The organism is Dehalococcoides sp. UCH007, from assembly GCF_001010485.1.
Taxonomy (GTDB): domain Bacteria; phylum Chloroflexota; class Dehalococcoidia; order Dehalococcoidales; family Dehalococcoidaceae; genus Dehalococcoides; species Dehalococcoides mccartyi_A.
On sequence record NZ_AP014722.1, the window covers coordinates 207,331 to 221,912 of the forward strand.

The 14,582-nt window shown below is 49.4% G+C and carries 15 protein-coding genes; 12 read left to right on the forward strand and 3 right to left on the reverse strand.

Translation table 11 applies throughout. The features are described from left to right. Positions 1–59: 59 nt before the first annotated feature. A complete protein-coding gene (proC, locus tag UCH007_RS01120; protein WP_046960831.1) occupies positions 60–863 on the reverse strand; it encodes a pyrroline-5-carboxylate reductase in 804 nt (267 codons plus the stop codon). 1 nt (position 864) lies between these two features. Continuing rightward, a complete protein-coding gene (gene leuS, locus UCH007_RS01125) occupies positions 865–3,306 on the reverse strand; it encodes a leucine--tRNA ligase (RefSeq protein ID WP_046960832.1) in 2,442 nt (813 codons plus the stop codon). A 179-nt stretch (positions 3,307–3,485) separates the two neighbouring features. Here leuS and UCH007_RS01130 point away from each other — a divergent pair, with 179 nt between their 5' ends. The 6 genes from UCH007_RS01130 (at position 3,486) to UCH007_RS01155 (ending at position 7,831) form a co-directional block, all read left to right on the forward strand. Next, the gene (locus tag UCH007_RS01130; protein WP_046960833.1) at positions 3,486–4,793 is read left to right on the forward strand and encodes an NAD(P)/FAD-dependent oxidoreductase; all 1,308 of its coding nucleotides are present in this window, start codon (positions 3,486–3,488) and stop codon (positions 4,791–4,793) included. A gap of 6 nt (positions 4,794–4,799) precedes the next feature. Then, positions 4,800–5,330: a GrpB family protein gene (locus UCH007_RS01135; RefSeq protein ID WP_046960834.1), complete on the forward strand. Its 531-nt coding sequence runs from the start codon at positions 4,800–4,802 to the stop codon at positions 5,328–5,330. 241 nt (positions 5,331–5,571) lie between these two features. Then, positions 5,572–5,874: a DUF2769 domain-containing protein gene (locus tag UCH007_RS01140; protein WP_012881532.1), complete on the forward strand. Its 303-nt coding sequence runs from the start codon at positions 5,572–5,574 to the stop codon at positions 5,872–5,874. 179 nt (positions 5,875–6,053) lie between these two features. Next, positions 6,054–6,329, forward strand: a complete 276-nt coding sequence (locus UCH007_RS01145) for a glutaredoxin family protein (protein ID WP_012881533.1) — start codon at positions 6,054–6,056, stop codon at positions 6,327–6,329. Then, positions 6,326–6,832: a ferredoxin-thioredoxin reductase catalytic domain-containing protein gene (locus UCH007_RS01150; RefSeq protein WP_023651859.1), complete on the forward strand. Its 507-nt coding sequence runs from the start codon at positions 6,326–6,328 to the stop codon at positions 6,830–6,832. Before UCH007_RS01145 ends, UCH007_RS01150 begins: the two co-directional genes overlap by 4 nt. Before the next feature lie 87 nt (positions 6,833–6,919). After that, positions 6,920–7,831 (forward strand): DUF1616 domain-containing protein, encoded by a 912-nt coding sequence (locus tag UCH007_RS01155; protein WP_023651860.1) that lies wholly within the window; start codon positions 6,920–6,922, stop codon positions 7,829–7,831. A gap of 12 nt (positions 7,832–7,843) precedes the next feature. On the opposite strand, the gene UCH007_RS01160 is transcribed toward UCH007_RS01155, so the two are convergent. Beyond that, positions 7,844–8,851, reverse strand: a complete 1,008-nt coding sequence (locus tag UCH007_RS01160) for a glycosyltransferase family 4 protein (RefSeq protein ID WP_046960836.1) — start codon at positions 8,849–8,851, stop codon at positions 7,844–7,846. Positions 8,852–9,052: 201 nt separating this feature from the next. Here UCH007_RS01160 and UCH007_RS01165 point away from each other — a divergent pair, with 201 nt between their 5' ends. The 6 genes from UCH007_RS01165 to UCH007_RS01190 are packed head-to-tail and all read left to right on the forward strand — an operon-like array spanning position 9,053 to position 14,569. Next, complete coding sequence (locus tag UCH007_RS01165; RefSeq protein WP_046960837.1) at positions 9,053–10,285, forward strand: HAD-IIIA family hydrolase; 1,233 nt, start codon at positions 9,053–9,055, stop codon at positions 10,283–10,285. Continuing rightward, positions 10,278–11,273 (forward strand): glycosyltransferase family 2 protein, encoded by a 996-nt coding sequence (locus tag UCH007_RS01170; protein ID WP_046960838.1) that lies wholly within the window; start codon positions 10,278–10,280, stop codon positions 11,271–11,273. Before UCH007_RS01165 ends, UCH007_RS01170 begins: the two co-directional genes overlap by 8 nt. Then, a complete protein-coding gene (locus UCH007_RS01175; RefSeq protein ID WP_046960839.1) occupies positions 11,266–12,204 on the forward strand; it encodes an NAD-dependent epimerase/dehydratase family protein in 939 nt (312 codons plus the stop codon). The genes UCH007_RS01170 and UCH007_RS01175 overlap by 8 nt, the downstream gene beginning before the upstream one ends. Before the next feature lie 2 nt (positions 12,205–12,206). Further along, complete coding sequence (locus UCH007_RS01180) at positions 12,207–12,917, forward strand: nucleotidyltransferase family protein (protein ID WP_046960840.1); 711 nt, start codon at positions 12,207–12,209, stop codon at positions 12,915–12,917. Further along, on the forward strand, positions 12,914–13,891 hold the full coding sequence (locus UCH007_RS01185; protein ID WP_046960841.1) for a GHMP family kinase ATP-binding protein: 978 nt from the start codon (positions 12,914–12,916) through the stop codon (positions 13,889–13,891). The genes UCH007_RS01180 and UCH007_RS01185 overlap by 4 nt, the downstream gene beginning before the upstream one ends. Positions 13,892–13,918: 27 nt before the next feature. Further along, entirely contained in the window at positions 13,919–14,569 is a 651-nt protein-coding gene (locus UCH007_RS01190) for an SIS domain-containing protein (RefSeq protein WP_046960842.1), read from the forward strand. Positions 14,570–14,582 lie beyond the last annotated feature (13 nt).

A 14,582-nucleotide genomic window follows, 5' to 3' on the forward strand; every position in this document is an offset into this window, starting at 1 on the left:
TAGCCGGATTGGCCGGGATTTGCCAGCTGTATTTAAACAGGTCTTGAACTAAGGGCAGCTTAACCCTTACCCAGCTCTACCGAACGGTCAAAAGCCGCTTTTGCAGCCTTAATTACGGTTGTTTCCAGTCCTGCTTCCTCAAATACCTTTATAGCTTCGGCGGTAGTGCCGCCGGGAGAGGTTACGTTTTTGCGGAGCTGGGCTAGCGGCAGGCCGGATTTCCCGGCATAAACAGCCGAACCGGCGGCTGTCTGGGATACCAGTATAGAGGCTTCCTCAGGGGTAAAACCCATTTCCAGGGCTGCTTTTTCTAAACTTTCCATAAACAGGAAGAAATAAGCCGGGCCTGAACCTGAGATGGCGGTAGCCGCATCCAGCATATTTTCTTTGTCTGTGTATATTTCCTTGCCCATGGCGGAAAGTATGCTTTTAGCTTGTTCTTTCTGGGTGGGGTTTACCGCCGGCAGGGCAGTCCAGATGCTCATGCCCATGCCTATCATAGCCGGGGTATTGGGCATAACCCGTACTACGGCTTTGTGCTCAAGCCCGCCGGACAGTTTACTTAGAGTTGCCCCGGCAATAATGGATATCACCATCTGTGTCTCTGCCAGTTTGCCTTTCAGTCCGGCGCTCAGTTCGGCCAGGTTCTGGGGTTTTATAGCCAGCAGAACTACTTCGGCGTTTTTTATGGCTTCCGGATTTGCGGCGGTGGTCTTTATGCCATAGGTGTTTTCAAGGAAAGCGCGGCGTTCGGCTTTAATCTCACTTACGGTAATATCCTGCGGCGGGCAGATATTTTTCCGGATAAGGGCACCCAAAATGGCCTCGCCCATATTCCCCCCGCCGATAAATGCTATTTTCATATTATTTCACCACAATATTTACTAATTTGCCGGGTACATATATGACAGACGCCGGGGTTTTGCCCTGAAGATGGGGCTTGACTCTGGCGCTGTTTAAGGCAGTTTCCTTAGCTTCGTCCTCCGAGATACCGGCCGGCATTTCCAGCCTTTCGCGGAGTTTGCCGTTTACCTGGATAATCAGGGTAATTACTTCGTCTTTGGCCAGTTCTTCGTCCCACTTAGGCCAGCTCTGGTTGTGAATGGAATATTCCACGCCTAGATTTGTCCAGAGTTCCTCGGCAATATGGGGGGCAACCGGGGCAAGCATAAGGGCAAAAGTTTTAAGGCTGTTTTGCCAGCTTTCTGCCGAAATGGCGGCAGCCTCTTTAAACTTGGCCAGGCTGTTTGAAAGTTCCATCAGGGCGGCCACTACCGTATTGAAACGCAACCGTTCAATATCCATAGTTATTTTTTTGATAGTCTGGTGGAGGGTGCGCTTAAGTTCGCGTTCCGCTTCAGCCGAGGCGGTGTTTGGGGTGTATTCCTCTGTAAACAAATTCCAGACCCGGTTCAGCCAGCGGCTCATGCCCGAAAGGCCGGAATCATTCCATTCCCCGCCCTGATCCCACGGGCCCACAAACATCAGGTAAGCCCTGACGGCGTCTGTGCCTACCTCTGCCACCAAATTATCCGGGGTAACTACATTTCCCTTTGATTTGCTCATTTTCTGGTGGTTGCTGACGATAATGCCCTGATTAAAAAGCTTTTTAAAAGGTTCGCCGAAGTCTATTATGCCCATATCCCGCAGGGCTTTGGTGAAGAAACGGGAATAAAAAAGGTGCATAACGGCGTGTTCGGCACCGCCGGTATAAAGGTCTACCGGCATCCAGTACCGCAGTTTTTCCGGGTCAAACGGCCCTTTGTCATAACCGGGGCTGGTATAACGCAGGAAATACCACGAAGAACACATGAAAGTATCCATGGTATCTGTTTCGCGTTTAGCCTTACCCCCGCAGACCGGGCAGGTGGTATTTACAAAGCCTTCATTATATTTCAGGGGGGATTCGCCCCCGATGCGGAACTCTACATCTTCCGGCAGAAGCACCGGCAGGTCTTTTTCGGGTACGGGTACAATGCCGCACTTTTCGCAGTAGACCATGGGTATGGGGGCGCCCCAGTAACGCTGGCGGGAAATAAGCCAGTCACGCAGTTTGTAGTTTACGGTTTTTTTACCCCAGCCGTGTTCCGCCAGATAGTCGCATACCTTTTCTTTGCCTTCGGTATTGGGCAGGCCGTTAAACGGGCCGGAATTCTGCATAACCCCTTCATTTATATAAGCGGCTTCAAGGGGCTGGCCGTCATAATCCGGTGGGGCAATTACAGTTATAACCGGCAAATGGTATTTTTGGGCAAAGACAAAATCACGCTCGTCATGGGCGGGCACGCCCATAACCGCCCCGGTGCCGTAACTCTGGAGAACATAATCACCAATCCAGACGGGTACTTTATGGCCGTTTACCCGGTTGGTTACGTATGCGCCGGTAAAAACGCCGTCCTTTTCCCTTTCGGTGGAAAGGCGCTCAATCTCGGTGCAGGCGCGGGATTTCTTTATATATTCATCCACCGCCGCTTTGTTTTCGGGGGTGGTAATCTTTTCAACCAGAGGGTGTTCGGGTGCCAGTACCATAAAGGTCACCCCGTAAATAGTGTCAGGGCGGGTGGTAAAGACCTTTATCTCATGTTCGGGCGTAGCCGGGCAGTCCAGGGAAAAGGATACTTCCGCCCCGTAGCTTTTGCCCACCCAGTTTCTCTGCATAGCGGTTATTTTTTCCGGCCAGTCCAGGCCGTCATGGTCTTTAAGTTCATCAGCATAGTTGGTAATGCGGAAAAACCACTGTTCAAGGTCACGGCGGGTGGTGGGGGTTTCACATCTCCAGCAGGTGCCGTCTACCACCTGTTCGTTGGCCAGCACCGCCTGACAACTGGGACACCAGTTTACCGGAGCTTTGGCGCGGTAAGCCAGCCCGGCTTCATACAGCTTTAAGAAGAACCACTGAGTCCACTTGTAGTATTCGGGCAGGCAGGTTATAACCTCTCTGTCCCAGTCAAACATAGCACCGATAGTTTTAAGCTGGCGGCGCATATTTTCCACATTGTTTAGCGTCCAGATACGGGGGTGAATATGGTGTTTGATGGCGGCGTTTTCCGCCGGCAGGCCGAAAGAGTCAAAACCCACCGGGCGCATTACATTAAAGCCGTTTAAGCGTTTGTATCTGGCAAAACAGTCTGCCGGGACTTCGGCATACCAGTGGCCTATATGGAGGTTGCCAGAAGTATAAGGGAACATGGTAAGGGAGTACCATTTGGGTTTGGGGCTGTCTTCACCGGCGTGGTAAAGGCGGTCTGCCGCCCATTTATCCTGCCACTTTTTTTCTGTTTCCTGCGGATTATATTTTTCGGCCATTTCTGTTTTCCTATCTGAAATATCAGATTATATTACCCCGTACTGCCGGTGCTTTCAAGTTTGGGGCGGCTTTTTGGGGCTATTTCTATATTGGGCAGGAATTGGGTAAAATGAAGCAGACTTGAAAATGTGCTATATATAAATAGAAAGGCTGGCCGTAAGTGGTCGGTGGTTTTTTAATGACAGCTAAAGAGATTGTGGTAATAGGTGCGGGGGCGGGCGGGCTTATGGCGGCAGGCCGGGCGGCTGAGTGCGGCGGCAAAGTAATCCTGCTGGAAAAGACCGAACAGCCGGGCAAGAAAATGCTTATTTCGGGGCAGGGCAGGTGCAATATTTCCAACAGCCGGGATATTGCCGAATTTATCACCGCTTTCGGTCCTAACGGGCGGTTTTTATACAGCGCCTTCAGCCGTTTTTTCCGTCAGGAGCTGGTAGATTTGCTGGCACATTATGGGGTGGAAACCAAAACCGAACGGGGCGGGCGGCTTTTCCCTGTTTCGGATAAAGCTCATGACGTGGTGGCGGCTTTAACTGAATATGCCTCCGGTGCGGCTTTGGTAAGCGGGCAGAAGGTCAGCCAGATACTGGTAAGCGAGGGGCGGGTAGTGGGGGTCAAAACCGAAAAGGAGACCTTCAGGGCGGATGCGGCGGTGATTGCCACCGGGGGTGCGTCCTATCCCGGTACCGGCTCTTCGGGAGACGGTTTCCGTTTGGCGGAAGCGCTGGGGCATACTGTAGTGAAACTACGTCCGGCTCTGGTGCCTCTGGTGGTGAAAGAGATAGATTTGGCAAAGAGCATGCAGGGGGTGGCCCTGAAAAATATCCGCCTGACGGCCTACCGCTGTGAAGCGGATAAAATACCTGCGGATCTGACCCTGCAGGACTGGGGGCGGGGTATTGCGGGCAAAAAACCGCCCAAAGCGGTGATTGAAAGCCGCATGGGTGAGCTTATGATTACCCACTTCGGGCTGGGCGGGCCTTTGACCATGCTGATGGGGCTGCCGGTTGCCGAGGCACTGGAGCAAGGGGCGGTGAGTGTGGCCATAGATTTAAAACCGGCACTTTCACTGGATAAACTGCGTCTTCGCCTCCAGCGGGACTTTGATACTTTCGGCAAACGCAGTTTTCAAAACCTGCTCTCAGAGCTTTTGCCCCAGAAGATGATAAGGCCGTTTGTAGACTTGACCGGCATAGACCCGTTCAAATGCGGCGGCCAGATAACGGCGGCTGAACGCGAAGTTATCTTGGCAAACCTGAAATGCCTGCGGTTCAATATTACTTCCACTCTGCCTTTAAGTGCGGCGGTGGTGACTGCCGGCGGGGTAGACCTGAAGGAGATAAATCCGCGGACTATGGAGTCTAAACTGATAAGTGGGCTTTATTTCTGCGGAGAGGTTATGGATATAGATGCGGATACCGGCGGTTATAACCTTCAGGCGGCTTTTTCCACCGGCTATCTGGCAGGTGAATCAGCGGCGGGGGCTTGAGTATAAATGGTCAGACGGGTGATAGTAGAGAAATACAACCCACGTTGGATAACGCAGTATGAAGCCGAAGCCGAAAGGTTAAGAAAGCTGCTCTCAGATAATTTGCTTGAGATACATCATATAGGTTCAACAGCCATACCCGGGCTTAGTGCCAAACCCATTATTGATATTATGCCGGTGGTCAGGGATATTTTAGCAGTGGACCTGCTTCAGAAAACCTTTGAGCAGGCAGGATATCTGTATTTCGGCGAATACGGCATTCCGGGCAGGCGTTTTCTGGTTAGAGGTACTGCCGAAATGCGGCTTGCCCAGGTGCATATATTCGGGATATCTTCCCCTGATATAAAAAGGCATCTTGCTTTCCGTGATTATCTGCGCGTGCATCCGGAGGCAGCAGCGGAATATTCTTCCCTTAAAAAAAGTCTGGCGGAAAAGTTTCCTCTGGATATAGATGCTTATATTGGCGGTAAGTCCGGGTTTGTGAAGGACCTGGAAGCAAAGGCCTTGAAATGGTACCGCCAAAACCCGCAGCACTAGGTTTTATTTTTTAAGTCACTTAGCGTCTCTTGTCTTAAAAGTATATACATATTTCCGCAAGTCCGTTGATGGCCTTTTCAGGCAGCAAAATGCCTAAATACTTTTGTAATAAATACGTACACTTACTAATATCGCCGTAAACTGATAAAACGCATAATAAATATCCGGTGCCATTTCCATGGGGTTTCTGAGACGGAAATTTTCCGCACATATTGTCCCCAGTGCTGCCGGGAGGAACGTAATGAGCATACAAATGCCTTTTAATCAGGATACTATAAACAAGTGCGTCTGCCACAAGTGCCCCGTACAGAACCAGAGTGAATGCGTTCGTGACCAGATGTCAGTACTGAAAAGCAGCCTCAATGAAATTCCTCTAAACCCTCAAAAAATCCCCAAGGCGTATTGCGTCAGCGGAAAATCCCTCTGCAAAGGGGTTAACCGCACTAAACCCTGTATCTGCGGCAGCTGTGAAGTGTATGCAATGTATCATCTGTCCGAAGGAGAACCGGGCGGGTTTTACTGCTTTGAAGGCAAATCCGCTTAGATAAATACATAGTTATAGTTACTTGACCCTTTGCAACTCTGTTTTACTTCATTTAATCTAGTAGTAATATATTCTTATCCAGACATAATGACTCACCGCCAAAGGGATAGCCGCCGCTTTGAGCGGCCGGTTTTTATTATAATCGCAGTATCAGTATGAAAGGGAGGGCTTTGCCATATATGGAAAAGATAACGGGTAGGAACGCCGGGGAGATTAAGCTCTATGCTCTAAGCACTTGCGGCTGGTGCCGTTTAACCCGCCAGCTTCTGGCTGAACTGGGGGTAGCTTATGAATTTGAATATGTGGATTTGCTTACGGGAGATGAACGGGCAAAAGCCTTAAAAGCTTTGGCCGCACTTAATCCGTCCAGTTCATTTCCTACTATGGTTATCCGGGGAAACAAAGTGATTATAGGTTATAAAGAGGCTGAAATAAGGGAGGTGCTGAAAGCATGAGCCCGAAAATACCTAAACCGGCTGAAGATGCAGTAGTTTTGCAGGCACGTCTCAAGCGTGAGGCTGAGGCTTCTGGTTACCACCTTAATCCAAACGGTGATTTTGTAAAGATGCTTGCGGAAGGTTTGCTTGCTAACCGCAGGCGTTATGGTTATCCTTCTTGTCCCTGTCGTCTGGCAGAAGGCGACAAAGAGGCGGATAGGGATATTCTTTGTCCGTGTGATTACCGTGATGCAGACTTAAGTGAATTCGGCAGCTGCTACTGTGCCCTGTATGTAAACAGCCGGATTGCAAAGGGGGAAAAACAGCCTCAGCCTGTACCTGAACGCCGCCATCTGCCCAATCCTGCGTCGAAGGCAAAATCTGTCGAAACATCTTTCGGGCTGACTTACCCTGTCTGGCGTTGCCGGGTATGCGGTTACTTGTGCGGGCGTGACGAAGCACCGGACGAATGCCCCATTTGCAGGGCTGGCAAAGAGCGGTTTGAGCTGTTTATACATTAAAACCCAAAAGTCCATAAGGCTTGCCTGAGAGTGCCACTTGGGCTATCATAGTGTCTGGCAGTGAGTATATGAGGCTGGTCTTTTGGGATGAATTTTTTACGCCGTTATGATTTTTATCTGCTGATACTGTTTATAGGGTTAGGGGTGCTGGCCTTTAACGGTGGCTGGGTACTGCCTTTGCGGCTGTTATTTGGCCTGCCGCTGGTCCTGATAGTGCCGGGTTATGCCCTGGCATCAGTCCTGTACCCCTCTAAGCTTAGCCTCAGCCGCTCCTCACGGCTTATGGTTAGTCTGGCACTCAGTCTATCAGTCTCCATGCTGGCAGGGCTGGTTTTAAACTATACGGTTGGGCTGGGGCAGGAGAGTGTTCTGTGTACTCTTTGCAGTTTAAGCCTTATATTTTGTCTTGCGGCCATTGGCAGAAGGCAACGTTTGCCGCCTGACGAAAGACCCGGTCTGATACTAATCCCGCCTGACACTAAAAAACAGGTCTCCGGAAATACCTCCCAGGTTTTCTTGAATATGCTTCTGGCAGTTTGCCTGCTGGGAGTGGGCGGATTTGCCGTAAAACAACTGGTACAAGTTTATTCGCCGGCGGAGTTTACTCAGTTTTATATGCTGGGTATAGATGATACTGCCGAAAACTTTCCAAGTATGTTTTTTCTGGATAACGGGCAGGTGACTGAAGTGCAGTATGGCAACCGGCCTGCGGTAGAGGCTGTTTCTGCCTGCCTGAAGCTGGTCATCTCCAATAGCGGCCAGTTTGACATAGTTTATAGGGTGGAAGCTCTACTTAACGGCCATCTGCACAAGTTTTCCTTTGGCGATGGCACAGAATTTGACGGTTTTATAGACGTGCCTGCGAGTGTTGTTAATTCACTTGAGCTCTATTTTGCCCCGATTGAACCGGGTGATAACCAGTTACTGGAAATTTGGCTTTATTCGGGTGACACCCCGGTATTCTCCCAGCCTCTTAAACTTGTCTTCAGTACGGACTAAAGCGGTTTTTGCTCAGGCCAAAAGCTTTGCATATATCTCTTTGAGGCTGGTTATTACCAGAGGCCAATTGCAGGCGGATACCTTGGGCCGGGTATTAGGCGGCGGGTTTTTTATATGAGCCTGAAAGGCTTTTAGAAATTCAAAATCATCTTTTGCATAGTACAATCCCTCTCCTTCAGTGAATACTTCAGGCAGAGCACCGAATGGGGTAGTTATAACTGGCAGATTGGTGGACATAGCTTCCAGTACTGAAAGGGGCATTTCGCTGGAAAAAATCTGGTGGTTGGTATCTTCTTCCAAGAGCATGGGGTATATGTAACAGTCTGCCAGAGCGTACCAGTCAGCAATATTGGGGCGGAAACTGGTCAGAATCATGCAGCCGCTTTTTCTCAGATTTTCCAGCAGGGTGCGGTTAAAAATACCCGGATTTGAAACGGCCATTATTACCTGTGTATCCGGGTTTTGCATACGTCTTAGCAGGTCCACTCCCCGCCCTGACCGTATCGGCCCTACGTGAAGCAGAAGCAGTTTGTTTTGGGGCAGGCAATACTGGCGGCGAAGCTCAGCTTTGATTTCAGGTGAAACCGGCTGAAAAACAGTCATATCCACCCCGTTCGGTAAAATGACAGTCTCTATTCCGGACTCTTTGAAAAAAGCGGCACATTTTTGGGATAAGCAGATTGCCAGATCCGGTTTTATATACGAAAGCATGTTTTTTACGGTACGGGTCTTGGCTGGCTGTTGGGCGGAAATGACTGTTTTAGCTCGCGGAGCGGACAGTTTGGCCAGTTGCAGGCGGAAAAGTTCAGCCGAATCCGGTTTACCCAGCAGGTGAATTATATCCGGCTGGAAACGGCGGATGCGGTTCAGGCTTCTGGGGCGGGTAAAGTGTTCCTTGTGGCAGAGTAGAAGCGATATATCCTTTTCTTTGGAAAGAAAATCAGCCAGCTGGGCCGCCATTTTATATATACTGCGGTCAGGGCAAACCTTGAAATCACCTATCAGACAGATTTTTATCATATTATGCTCTGGAATATCCGAAATCTAGTGTAAGCTACTCCCGCCTGTTCGTCAAAACATTTTTATATAGCGGCTGAGGTGACTACGGATTGCCAAATATGCCAAATGACCATGACAATGTGTAATAATATGGCAAAAACTATTGACAAATGGCAAGATACGGGCTTATCATAGTGACAATAAGCGAAAAACAGGGTATAAATGAACCAAAAGGCTGTATTTATTGACCGGGACGGCACAATTGTAGAGGATGTGCCGTATTGCAATTCCCCCAGAAAAATACGTTTGCTGAACGGGGCGGGTAAAGCTATTAAAAGATTAAATGACCAGGGCTATCTGGTCATTTTGATTACAAACCAGTCCGGGGTTGCCAGGGGTTATTTTTCTGAAGAGACTTTAGGCGAAATTCATAACAAGTTAAGAGAAGAATTGGATTGTTTCGGTGCTCATCTGGATGATATTTTTTATTGCCCTCATCATCCTTCAGAGGGTTGCACCTGCCGTAAACCGTCAACAGGTCTTATTGAAAGGGCAGTTGAAAAACATGGCATCAATAACAATCTCTCATATTTTATAGGTGACCGGCTGATAGATATGCAGGCAGCAAACCGAACAGGCTGCAAAGCAGTGCTGGTGCCTTATGCCCCCCCAGAAACAGATTATTTTAAATCAGATGTTACTCCTGACAGCCGCCCCTCTTTTCTGGCTGGTGATTTTACTGCCGCAGTAGATTGGATACTGGCAGATGCTGCGGGTGAAGCAGCCGTTTCGGTAATTATACCCACCCTTAACGAAGAGCATAATATTTGCTGTGTTTTGCCCCGCTTGCTGCGTGTCCCCGGTATTAGCGAGGTTATTTTGGTAGACGGTAAATCTACTGACCGGACTGTTGAAAATGCCCTGAGGCTATGGCCGGAAATAAAGGTTATTAACCAGCCCGGTCGGGGTAAAGGTAATGCTATGAGGGTGGGTTTTGAAGCTGCTTGCGGGGATATAGTGGTTACTCTGGATGCAGACGGGTCATTGGCACCTGAAGAGCTTCCCCGCTACATAGAACCTTTGTTTGATGGTTATCAGATGGTCAAAGGTTCGCGTTTCTGCCGGGGCGGCGGCACTTCGGATATGCCGCTTTTCCGCCGTTTAGGTAACTTTATCTTTACCAAAATGGCTAATCTGGTGTGCGGCTGCCGTTACACCGACCTGGTTTATGGTTACCATGCCTTCCGCCGCCAGATATTGGGAAGCTTGTGTTTAAAGAGTGACGGGTTTGAGATAGATACAGAGATGTATATACGGGCCACCCGCAAGGGTCTGAAAGTAAAGGAAGTGCCCAGCTACGAAGCAAAAAGGATGGAAGGGGCTGGCAAACTCCGCAGTTTTCATGACGGTGCCCGTATTTTGCGGACTATACTGAGGGAGAGTGTCCATGGCTGAACCGTTTATTTCGGTAGTGGTTTCAGCTTACAGCATGGAGCGTTATTCCGACCTGTTGGCACTCATAGATAGCCTTAAATCCCAGGCATATACAAACTTTGAAGTGATATTGGTTATAGAAAAATCCAGCCAGCTTTTTTCCTGTCTGAACCGCTGTCTTTCCCAGCACCCCCACAGCCGCAATTTCAAGCTGTTTTTCAATGATGGCCTGCCGGGGCTGGCCAGTGCCCGCAACCTGGGGGTGGAGAAGTCACAGGGGGAAATAATAGCCTTTATAGATGATGACGCGGCTGCTTCACCGGAGTGGCTGGCTTGCATAGCCCGCTGTTTTACCGAGGATAAAAAAATTATAGGTCTTACCGGCCCGGCCTTGCCCTGGTGGGAACGCCCCGGACTCAGCTGGTTTCCGGCTGAGTTCAACTGGGTTATAAGCACCATGCCCTGTCTTCCCCGCAGCCGCGGTTATATCAGAAATGCTTGGGGTACCAATATGGCTTTCCGCCGGGATGCCTTTGATAGCGGGCAGGGTTTTGATACCGAACTGGGCGCTAAGGGCGGGGGTAGACAGGGCAAGTCAGAACTGGTGGGTGAGGATACCGAATTTTGCCTGCGTATCTGCCGGCAAAGCGGCCTGAATATCCTTTATGCACCCGAAGTAAAAGTTATGCACCGGGTATATCGTTACCGGCTGAAGCCAGGGTTTATTGCCAAAAGGGCTTATTGGGAGGGGTATACCAAGGCGGTCTTTAAATACAGGCTAAGTGAAGATACTAAGCATGAAGGAGTCTTGATTGAAGAACGGAAACTGCTAAAACGGATTTTTCTTCGTCTTCTTCCCCTCAGCCTGTTAAACCTGCCCCTGAAACCCCGCCAGTCTGTCTTAACTATATTAACTACTATGAATATTTTGGGTTCTGCCGGTTGGGGATATTTACGAGGGACTGTCTCGTCTAAATTTATAGCAGTCAAGGAGGCGGTAAATGCCTGAAGTACTGGTTACCGGCGGCTGCGGTTTTATCGGCAGCCATCTGGCAGATGCTCTGCTTGAGCAGGGTTTTGGGGTAAGAGTGCTGGATAATCTTTCAAACGGTTCACTTGAAAACCTTAAATATGCCAGCGGGGATAAACTGAAGATAATAAACGGAAACCTTTCCGATACCAGTTTGCTGGATTCGGCTGTAAAAGGTTGTGATGCGGTATTTCATCTGGCAGCCCATGCTAATGTTCAGAATAGTGCCAGCGATACCGGTATAGACCTTGAGAATAATACTCTGGCTACTCACAACCTGCTTGAATCTATCCGTAAAAACGGGGTGGATAGGCTGGTGTTTGCTTCCAGTGCGGCTGTTTACGGGGAGAGCGGCCTGACAGTACTGGATGAAGATTACGGCCCGCTTTTGCCCATTTCCCTGTATGGTGCCAGCAAACTGGCAGGTGAGGGGCTGATAAGTGCTTACAGCCACCTGTACGGGCTTAAGGCTACTATGTTCCGTTTTGCCAATATTGTAGGCAGCAGACGGCGCAGCGGGGTGGTATATGATTTTATCAGCCGCTTACGGCAAAACCCCTCCGCTCTTTCAGTACTGGGAGACGGAAACCAGAGCAAGCCGTATCTGCATGTCAGTGACTGTGTTGCCGGTATTTTGCTGGGGTTTGAAAAATCAACCAAAGCTTTGGGTTTGTATAATCTGGGCACGTTTGATTCGGTGGCAGTCAGGGATATTGCTTGTCTGGTGGCCTCGGAAATGGGGCTTCAAAATGTCTGCTTCAGCTATGGTACCGGTGAGCGCGGCTGGCAGGGTGATGCTCCTCAGGTACGCTTTGATATCAGCCGCATCCGCACTTTGGGCTTTAAACCTCAGTTTACTTCACTTCAAGCCGTCAAACTGGCAATCAAAGAAACTCTGAAGGAGATCTGACTATGCAGGCGGTAATACTTTGCGGCGGTTTGGCTACCAGACTAAGACCCATAACTGAAAACATTCCCAAGTGTCTTTTGCCCATGGCCGGGCGTCCTTTCTTGTACCACCAGTTTCGATTGCTGAAATCACAGGGGTTTGACAGGGTGGTGTTGTGCATAGGGCATCTGGGTGAGATGGTAAAAGATTGTTTCGGGCAGGGAGATGGATACGGTCTTAAATTGGCCTACAGCCAGGAAACCGAAAAATTGCTGGGCACGGCCGGGGCTCTGAAAAAAGCTGAAGAGTATCTGGACGAAGAGTTTTTTGTTATAAACGGGGATACCTACCTGGATATGGACTACAGCCATGCATGGCAGGAGTATATGCAAAGCGGACAGGACGCCCTTATGGCAGTGTACGATAACAGAAACGGGCGGATAAATGCCCGTAATGACGTGGCGCTGGACGATGATATGCTGGTCAGCTGTTATGAAAAAGACAGCCACCTGCCGGAACTGAAATTTGTAAATGCAGGGGCGATTATCCTCAGGAAAAGCCTGTTTGCCACACTGGAAAAGGATAAACCTTATTCGCTGGAGAGGACTATACTGCCGGTGCTGGCACACAATCGACGGATGCTGGCTTATCCGGTAAATCAGTGCTTCTATGATGTGGGTACGGTGGAGGGCATATATACCTTTTGCAACTATCTGGAGAACCAGCCGGTATGATTATCAGCCGTACACCATTCCGGATAAGCTTTGCGGGGGGCGGCACAGACCTTAAGGCTTTTTATTCCCTTAAAGCCGGTGAGGTGGTAAGCACCGCCATAAATAAATACATGTATATTACGGTCAACAAACGTTTTGACAGCACTATCCGGGTCAGTTACTCGTCCACCGAAATAGTAAATACGGTTGATGAAATATGCCATCCCATTGTCAGGGAGGCTTTGAAACTTACCGGTATAAGCGGGGGGATAGAGATTGTCTCTATAGCGGATATACCTGCCGGTACCGGGCTGGGTTCGTCCAGCACTTTTACGGTCGGTCTGTTAAATGCCCTTTATGCTTATCAGGGTAGACTCCTTTCGGCTGAAGAACTGGCCAGACAGGCCTGCCGGATAGAGATAGACTGCCTGAAAGAGCCTATCGGCAAGCAGGACCAGTATATTGCCGCCTATGGGGGAATGTGCCATTTCCGCTTTGAGGCAGATGAATACGTGGGGGTTTCACCCCTGCCGCTTAAGGCGGAGCTTAAAGCAAACTTAAATAAAAGCCTGCTCCTTTTCTATACCGGTTCTTGCCGTCAGGCAGGCAGTATTCTGGCTGAACAGCAGTCTAATACCACCCGCCCGGCTAATTTTAAGAATTTAACCTGCCTTACCAAACTGGCCGCTTCTTGCCGGGAGTGCCTTCTTGACCATGCTCTGCCGGAGGACATGGGGAATATTTTACATAAAGGCTGGCTGGCCAAGAAGAATCTAAGCAGCGGTATTTCAAACCCGTATATAGACCAGTGTTACCAGTCTGCATTAAGTGCCGGTGCTTACGGGGGCAAGCTTTTGGGAGCGGGTGGCGGCGGCTTTTTGCTGGTCTGTGCCCCGCCCAAGAGCCATGATTCCGTACGCCGGGCGCTTTCAGATTTGCCGCAGGTGGATTTTGAGTTTGAACCTGAGGGTAGCAAGATTATTTATGTTTTATAAAGTCAGGATACTAAACGGAGGTAAATTATGATTATCAGCAAACCAAGTATCACTAATCTTAAGGAAAATAAACCTCAAACAGCCACTTCCAAACCTAAAAGTGACATGGATTGCCTGCTACGCCAATATCTGGGTGGTCTGAGCCACTGCCTGGAGGAACTGAGCGCTCAGGATATCTGCGGGGTAGCTGAACTGATTTATCAGGCTTATACCCGCCGCCGCCAGATATTTATCGTGGGCAACGGGGGGAGTGCCTCTACTGCTTCGCATATGGCACGTGACCTGCGTATAGGCACATCTCTTCGGGGTAAACCCCGTCTGCGTACCTGTAGTCTGGCGGACAATGTGGCCTTCATTACTTCTTTGGCTAATGATGTTAATTATGAGTCTATCTTTACGGAGCAGCTTATCGGCCAGATAGAGCCGGGAGACGTGCTGATAGCTATAAGCTGTTCGGGTAATTCGGCTAATGTGGTGCGGGCAGTAGAATATGCCAATGAGTGCGGTGCTTCTACGGTTGGGTTAACCGGATTTGGCGGAGGGAAATTACTGGAAGCCTGTGACCGCTGCATAGTCCTTTCCAGCTGTGATTATGGTCAGGTAGAAGATGTGCATTTGAGTCTGGGACATATCTTTTCCTGTATGGTAAAAGTTCGCATAGAAAAAGAGACTATTTAGATCGGGTATTGGT

What these genes read in the sequence shown, in the direction of transcription:
- UCH007_RS01145 (WP_012881533.1), top strand. Translation starts at nt 6,054, where the DNA reads ATGGAAAAGATAACGGGTAGGAACGCCGGGGAGATTAAGCTCTATGCT.
- UCH007_RS01140 (WP_012881532.1), top strand. Translation starts at nt 5,572, where the DNA reads ATGAGCATACAAATGCCTTTTAATCAGGATACTATAAACAAGTGCGTC.
- UCH007_RS01150 (WP_023651859.1), top strand. Translation starts at nt 6,326, where the DNA reads ATGAGCCCGAAAATACCTAAACCGGCTGAAGATGCAGTAGTTTTGCAG.
- UCH007_RS01180 (WP_046960840.1), top strand. Translation starts at nt 12,207, where the DNA reads ATGCAGGCGGTAATACTTTGCGGCGGTTTGGCTACCAGACTAAGACCC.
- UCH007_RS01165 (WP_046960837.1), top strand. Translation starts at nt 9,053, where the DNA reads ATGAACCAAAAGGCTGTATTTATTGACCGGGACGGCACAATTGTAGAG.
- UCH007_RS01155 (WP_023651860.1), top strand. Translation starts at nt 6,920, where the DNA reads ATGAATTTTTTACGCCGTTATGATTTTTATCTGCTGATACTGTTTATA.
- UCH007_RS01175 (WP_046960839.1), top strand. Translation starts at nt 11,266, where the DNA reads ATGCCTGAAGTACTGGTTACCGGCGGCTGCGGTTTTATCGGCAGCCAT.
- UCH007_RS01170 (WP_046960838.1), top strand. Translation starts at nt 10,278, where the DNA reads ATGGCTGAACCGTTTATTTCGGTAGTGGTTTCAGCTTACAGCATGGAG.
- leuS (WP_046960832.1), bottom strand. Translation starts at nt 3,306, where the DNA reads ATGGCCGAAAAATATAATCCGCAGGAAACAGAAAAAAAGTGGCAGGAT.
- UCH007_RS01135 (WP_046960834.1), top strand. Translation starts at nt 4,800, where the DNA reads ATGGTCAGACGGGTGATAGTAGAGAAATACAACCCACGTTGGATAACG.
- proC (WP_046960831.1), bottom strand. Translation starts at nt 863, where the DNA reads ATGAAAATAGCATTTATCGGCGGGGGGAATATGGGCGAGGCCATTTTG.
- UCH007_RS01160 (WP_046960836.1), bottom strand. Translation starts at nt 8,851, where the DNA reads ATGATAAAAATCTGTCTGATAGGTGATTTCAAGGTTTGCCCTGACCGC.
- UCH007_RS01185 (WP_046960841.1), top strand. Translation starts at nt 12,914, where the DNA reads ATGATTATCAGCCGTACACCATTCCGGATAAGCTTTGCGGGGGGCGGC.
- UCH007_RS01130 (WP_046960833.1), top strand. Translation starts at nt 3,486, where the DNA reads ATGACAGCTAAAGAGATTGTGGTAATAGGTGCGGGGGCGGGCGGGCTT.
- UCH007_RS01190 (WP_046960842.1), top strand. Translation starts at nt 13,919, where the DNA reads ATGATTATCAGCAAACCAAGTATCACTAATCTTAAGGAAAATAAACCT.